The following is a 4,462-nucleotide window of genomic DNA, read 5'->3' as shown; positions in this document are numbered from 1 at the left end:
TGTGGGAGCGAGCCTGCTCGCGAATGCGGTATATCAGTCGAGATTTAGGGTGACTGACCTAGCGCTTTCGCGAGCAGGCTCGCTCCCACATTGGCCCGCGACTTGACCACCAAATCGCAGGCACAAAAAAACCGTGCCCGGATCACTCCGGAGCACGGTTTTTTATTGCTGCGTCTTACTTGTTCACAGCGTCGGTCAGGCCTTTGGCCACAACCAGCTTGATCACTTTCTTCGCAGGGATTTCGATGGCAGCGCCAGTCGAAGGGTTACGGCCAGTGCGGGCAGGACGCTCGGTCACTTTCAGCTTGCCGATACCTGGCAAGGTGATTTCGCCGCCGTTTTCCAGCTGATCGGCAACGATTTGGCCCAGTTGGTCCAGAGCGTTACGCGCGGTGGTTTTCGGCGCGTCGATAGCTTCAGCGATGTCGGCGATCAGTTGGTCTTTAGTAAGAGCCATGTAGTGTTCCTTCCCTATCAAATTCATATGGATTGCAGAGTGCAGTGTCAGCCATCGAGCCCGATCTTCTGGATCTGGCACCCTCGGCGATAACCACGACGAGTCGGGTTATAGATACCGAAATCAGGGTTTGGTTCGACCTGACAAATGCTGATTGCACGCTTAACGCAGTGACTTCGCGTAAGACCGGGCAAAACTAGCACAGAGACAAGGAAATATCCGCCTCTAGCTACCCATTTGGTCAGCTTTATTGCTCTAAACCGCGAAAAAACTGCATAAGCCCGGTCGCACGCCCCGGTTTTGCCCTGCAAGCCCCCGTTTTTGCTGCCGCCAACGCAGTTTCCCGTTTATGTAGGAGCTGCCGCAGGCTGCGATCTTTTGATCTTATTTTTTAAAATTCCAGATCAAAAGATCGCAGCCTTCGGCAGCTCCTACAGGGAGTCTCGGCTGGAGAATCGGGTACACTTAGCGCTTTTTCGGGGGAGCCTGCCCTCCTCCCTTCCAACAGCCGAGAAGCCCATGCCGATCCGTCATTGCATCGTCCACCTGATCGACAAAAAACCCGACGGCACGCCCGCAGTTCTGCACGCCCGTGACACGGAACTGGCCGAGTCCGCGGCCATCGAGAACATGCTCGCCGACCTCAACGAGAGCTATAACGCCAAACAGGGCAAAGCCTGGGGCCTGTTTCACCCGGAATCCGGCGCGTTCCCGTTCAGCGGCTGGCTGAAGGAATACATGGAGGGCGGCAAGGACTTCACCGCATTCAGCAAAGTCGCGGTCGAGCACCTGCAGAAGCTGATGGAAGAGTCGAACCTGTCGGTCGGCGGCCACGTGCTGTTCGCGCATTATCAGCAAGGCATGACTGATTACCTGGCGATCGCCCTGCTGCACCACAGCGAAGGCGTGGCGGTGACCGATGAGCTGGACGTGACCCCGTCGCGCCACCTCGACCTCGGCCAGTTGCACCTGGCGGCGCGGATCAACGTCTCCGAGTGGCAGAACAACAAACAATCGAAGCAGTACATCTCATTCATCAAGGGCAAGAATGGCAAAAAGGTCTCGGAATACTTCCGCGACTTTATCGGCTGCCAGGAAGGCGTCGACGGCCCGGGCGAGACGCGCACGCTGCTCAAGGCCTTCAGCGATTTCGTCGAGAGCGAAGACCTGCCGGAAGAGTCGGCCCGCGAGAAAACCAAGACCCTGGTCGATTACGCCAGCAGCCAGGCCAAACTCGGCGAGCCGATGGGCCTGGAAGAACTCTCCGAGCTGATCGACGAAGAGCGCCCGAAAGCCTTCTTCGATCACATCCGCAATAAGGACTACGGCCTGTCGCCAGAGATTCCAGCGGACAAACGCACTTTGAATCAATTCCGCCGCTTCACCGGCCGCGCCGAAGGCCTGTCGATCAGCTTTGAAGCGCACCTGCTGGGCTCGAAGATCGAGTACGACGAAGAGGCTGGCACCCTGGTCATCAAAGGTTTGCCGACGTCGCTGACCGATCAGCTGAAGCGGCGCAACTGATGCTCGCCAATGTGCTGAAGAAGGTCGCGCTGGTTCTGCTGGTGGTCGTGGTGTATCAGAATTGGGGCAAGATCGAGCGGGTGTTCAATCCGTCGCAGATGGTTGCCGAGCAAACGCGGGCGCAAGCCAACGTCGTGCTCTACGCCACCGACTGGTGCGGTTACTGCAAACAGACCAAGCGTTTTCTCGACAGCAAGGGGATTCCATTCAAGGAGTTCGACATCGAGAAGGATGCCGATGCGCGCAAGGCATATGAGGCATTGGGTGGACGCGGGATTCCGTTGATTGATGTCAACGGCACCTTGATTCGCGGGTTTGACCCGGACGAAATCCTCGCCGCCCTGAAATAAAACTCTGTAGGAGCAAGGCTTGCCCGCGAAGTACGATAACCCGGTTTGTCAGAGACACCGCGTCATCGTTCTTCGCGAGCAAGCTTTGCTCCTACAGATTTAGCGGGCTTCGATGCGGAAACCGAAGCGTGGAAAGTGCACGTGCACCACGCCGCCGCGCTCGTCTTCGCGACGAATGATCAGCTCTTCGCTACCGGCAAACAGCAACTCACCGACCACTGGATCAACACCGTAATCCGTCGCCGAGATCGCCACTTGCTGGCCTGCCTTGAAACCATTCGGGTCGATGAACTGCTCTTTCGGCAGATCCACTGGCGTCGCGCTACGGGCAACCTCCAACGCCTCCTCAGCAGTCATCGCACTCGACGCGCCATGACCAAAGCCCAGCACTCGACCCAACCAGGCAGAAACAGCCGGATACTCATCCACCAACGGCGCGGTGACGTGAGTCGCTTTGAGGAACCACAGCGGATGCGCCAGCGCGAAGTCGGCAATCGACGGCTCGCCGAACAGGAAGTCGCCCTGTTCGCGCTGCAGTTGTTGCTCCAGACGCAGCATGATCGTCGGCCATTGATGCTTGGCCTGCTCAGCGGACAGACGTGTGGCACTGCCACCCGAGAACAAACCGGCGCGGTCAGCCATAAACGCCTTGATCGCTTCCGGCGGCAGCTTGCCGAAACGCACGGCTACCGATTCCGGCTGAAACACCAGGCTCACCGCATGTTGAAACACCACCGAATCAACCCAGGTGGCGAAACTCGCGGTGGTCATTTCCTGGCCTTCAGGGAAGAAGCTCGGCAGGGCTTTTTCCTGCTCCAGGCGACGGGCGATCAGTGAAGTGTCGCAGTAGATGTCGGCGCCGATTTGCAGCACCGGGGTTTTGCGATAGCCGCCAGTCAGCGCGGTCAGATCCGGCTTGGGCATCACTGGCGAAATGTGCACCGAGCGCCACGACAGGCCTTTGAAACCCAGCAGCAGGCGGGCCTTCTCGGCAAATGGAGAGGTCGGGTAATGATGCAGAATCAACTCGGACATGCTCGGCTCCGCCGCTCAGAAAGTGAGCCGGCAGCTTAGCGTGCATTTGCTTAGCAGCCTACAGATCTGGCTGATGGGAACCGATCAGTCAGATTGATAAGACGCGACCAGGCATTCCTTGGCGCTCTTGCGCAGTTTTTTGATCAGCCGCTCCTGACGCAAAGCATCGCTTTTATCGCGACAAAGCTCGGTGTACACCAACGCCATCGCCGGGCTGGAAAGGAAGAACCGCGCGCCTTTGCCGCTTTGGTGCTTGGCGAAACGGCGCACCGGGTCATCGCTGATGCCGCAGTACAGCGAACCGTTGGCCGCGCGAACGAGGTAGACGAACCAGGACTTGCTCACCGGTTCGGCCACATCGACAGATTTTTCGCTAAGGCTGGTCACTTTGGGATCAAGGCGTGTAGGAAACAGGTCGCGATCTTATCAGCGACCGGCCTGAAATGCCTTCAGTCCCTTCAACGCCTGCGCACGCACAGCGTTGCGTACCAGGGGCGTCCAGCCCAGCAGCAGACCTTTGAAACCCAGAGCCTGACGCGACCAGCGCCACAGATCGAAATGGTCGTGGTGCTCGCAGATCTTGCCGTCACGGAAGACGAAACGGGCCTGGATATCGTTGATCACAACGTTGCCGGTCTGGCTGAACAGGTAGGTCGCGACCCAGTGCGCACCGCCGCTGCGCTCATCAGCGCGGACGTTGTCGAAGGTCAGGGAGAAGTCTTTGGCGCGGGTGGTGAGCATGCGCCACATGTCGCCGGCATCGCGCCCGCGCAGTTCGCCGAAGGCCGGATCGCTGAACACCACGTCATCGGTGTAGCACGCGGCCATGGCCTCGGCGTCCAGACGTTTGAAGGCTTCGTAGAAGCGGGTGATCAACGCGCTGTGGGCTTCGCTCATGGGCAATCTCCAAAATAGGTACAGATTGCCAGCACGATAATCCGCAATACGAAGAAACACTATCGGCATTCGTAAACCGAATACCATCCAAGATCTTAAAGGCGCCCCAAAAACTGTGGGAGCGAGCTTGCTCGCGAAGAGGCCGGCACATTCAACATGATCTGTGCCTGAACCACCGTCTTCGCGGGCAAGCTCGCGC

Annotated in this window: 6 protein-coding genes; 2 read left to right on the top strand and 4 right to left on the bottom strand. The window is 58.3% G+C overall.

Annotated features, from left to right (window positions below):
* Positions 1-175 precede the first annotated feature (175 nt).
* Positions 176-457: an HU family DNA-binding protein gene (locus tag QMX93_RS29855; protein ID WP_003221909.1), complete on the bottom strand. Its 282-nt coding sequence runs from the start codon at positions 455-457 to the stop codon at positions 176-178.
* 519 nt (positions 458-976) lie between these two features.
* On the opposite strand from QMX93_RS29855, the gene yejK reads away from it, so the two are divergent.
* On the top strand, positions 977-1,981 hold the full coding sequence (gene yejK, locus QMX93_RS29850; protein ID WP_053117368.1) for a nucleoid-associated protein YejK: 1,005 nt from the start codon (positions 977-979) through the stop codon (positions 1,979-1,981).
* Positions 1,981-2,331, top strand: a complete 351-nt coding sequence (locus tag QMX93_RS29845) for a glutaredoxin family protein (RefSeq protein ID WP_282359160.1) — start codon at positions 1,981-1,983, stop codon at positions 2,329-2,331. Before yejK ends, QMX93_RS29845 begins: the two co-directional genes overlap by 1 nt.
* 99 nt (positions 2,332-2,430) lie before the next feature.
* On the opposite strand, the gene QMX93_RS29840 is transcribed toward QMX93_RS29845, so the two are convergent.
* The 3 genes from QMX93_RS29840 to QMX93_RS29830 form a co-directional block, all read right to left on the bottom strand.
* A complete protein-coding gene (locus QMX93_RS29840) occupies positions 2,431-3,366 on the bottom strand; it encodes a glutathione S-transferase family protein (protein WP_282359158.1) in 936 nt (311 codons plus the stop codon).
* An 84-nt stretch (positions 3,367-3,450) separates the two neighbouring features.
* The gene (locus QMX93_RS29835) at positions 3,451-3,753 is read right to left on the bottom strand and encodes a GIY-YIG nuclease family protein (RefSeq protein WP_008083651.1); all 303 of its coding nucleotides are present in this window, start codon (positions 3,751-3,753) and stop codon (positions 3,451-3,453) included.
* Between the two features lie 39 nt (positions 3,754-3,792).
* Positions 3,793-4,263 carry a nuclear transport factor 2 family protein gene (locus QMX93_RS29830; protein WP_053117357.1) on the bottom strand — a complete coding sequence of 157 codons (471 nt, stop codon included), beginning with the start codon at positions 4,261-4,263 and terminating at the stop codon, positions 3,793-3,795.
* Between the last annotated feature and the right edge of the window lie 199 nt (positions 4,264-4,462).

It is taken from the genome of Pseudomonas sp. PS01303 (assembly GCF_029959385.1).
GTDB lineage: Bacteria > Pseudomonadota > Gammaproteobacteria > Pseudomonadales > Pseudomonadaceae > Aquipseudomonas > Aquipseudomonas rustica.
The sequence above is the reverse complement of the archived record's forward strand: the minus strand, read 5'-3'. Positions and strand labels throughout refer to the sequence as shown.

Bases quoted from the DNA above. Each gene is read 5' to 3' on its own strand.
- QMX93_RS29855 (WP_003221909.1), bottom strand. From the start codon at position 457: ATGGCTCTTACTAAAGACCAACTGATCGCCGACATCGCTGAAGCTATC.
- yejK (WP_053117368.1), top strand. From the start codon at position 977: ATGCCGATCCGTCATTGCATCGTCCACCTGATCGACAAAAAACCCGAC.
- QMX93_RS29845 (WP_282359160.1), top strand. From the start codon at position 1,981: ATGCTCGCCAATGTGCTGAAGAAGGTCGCGCTGGTTCTGCTGGTGGTC.
- QMX93_RS29840 (WP_282359158.1), bottom strand. From the start codon at position 3,366: ATGTCCGAGTTGATTCTGCATCATTACCCGACCTCTCCATTTGCCGAG.
- QMX93_RS29830 (WP_053117357.1), bottom strand. From the start codon at position 4,263: ATGAGCGAAGCCCACAGCGCGTTGATCACCCGCTTCTACGAAGCCTTC.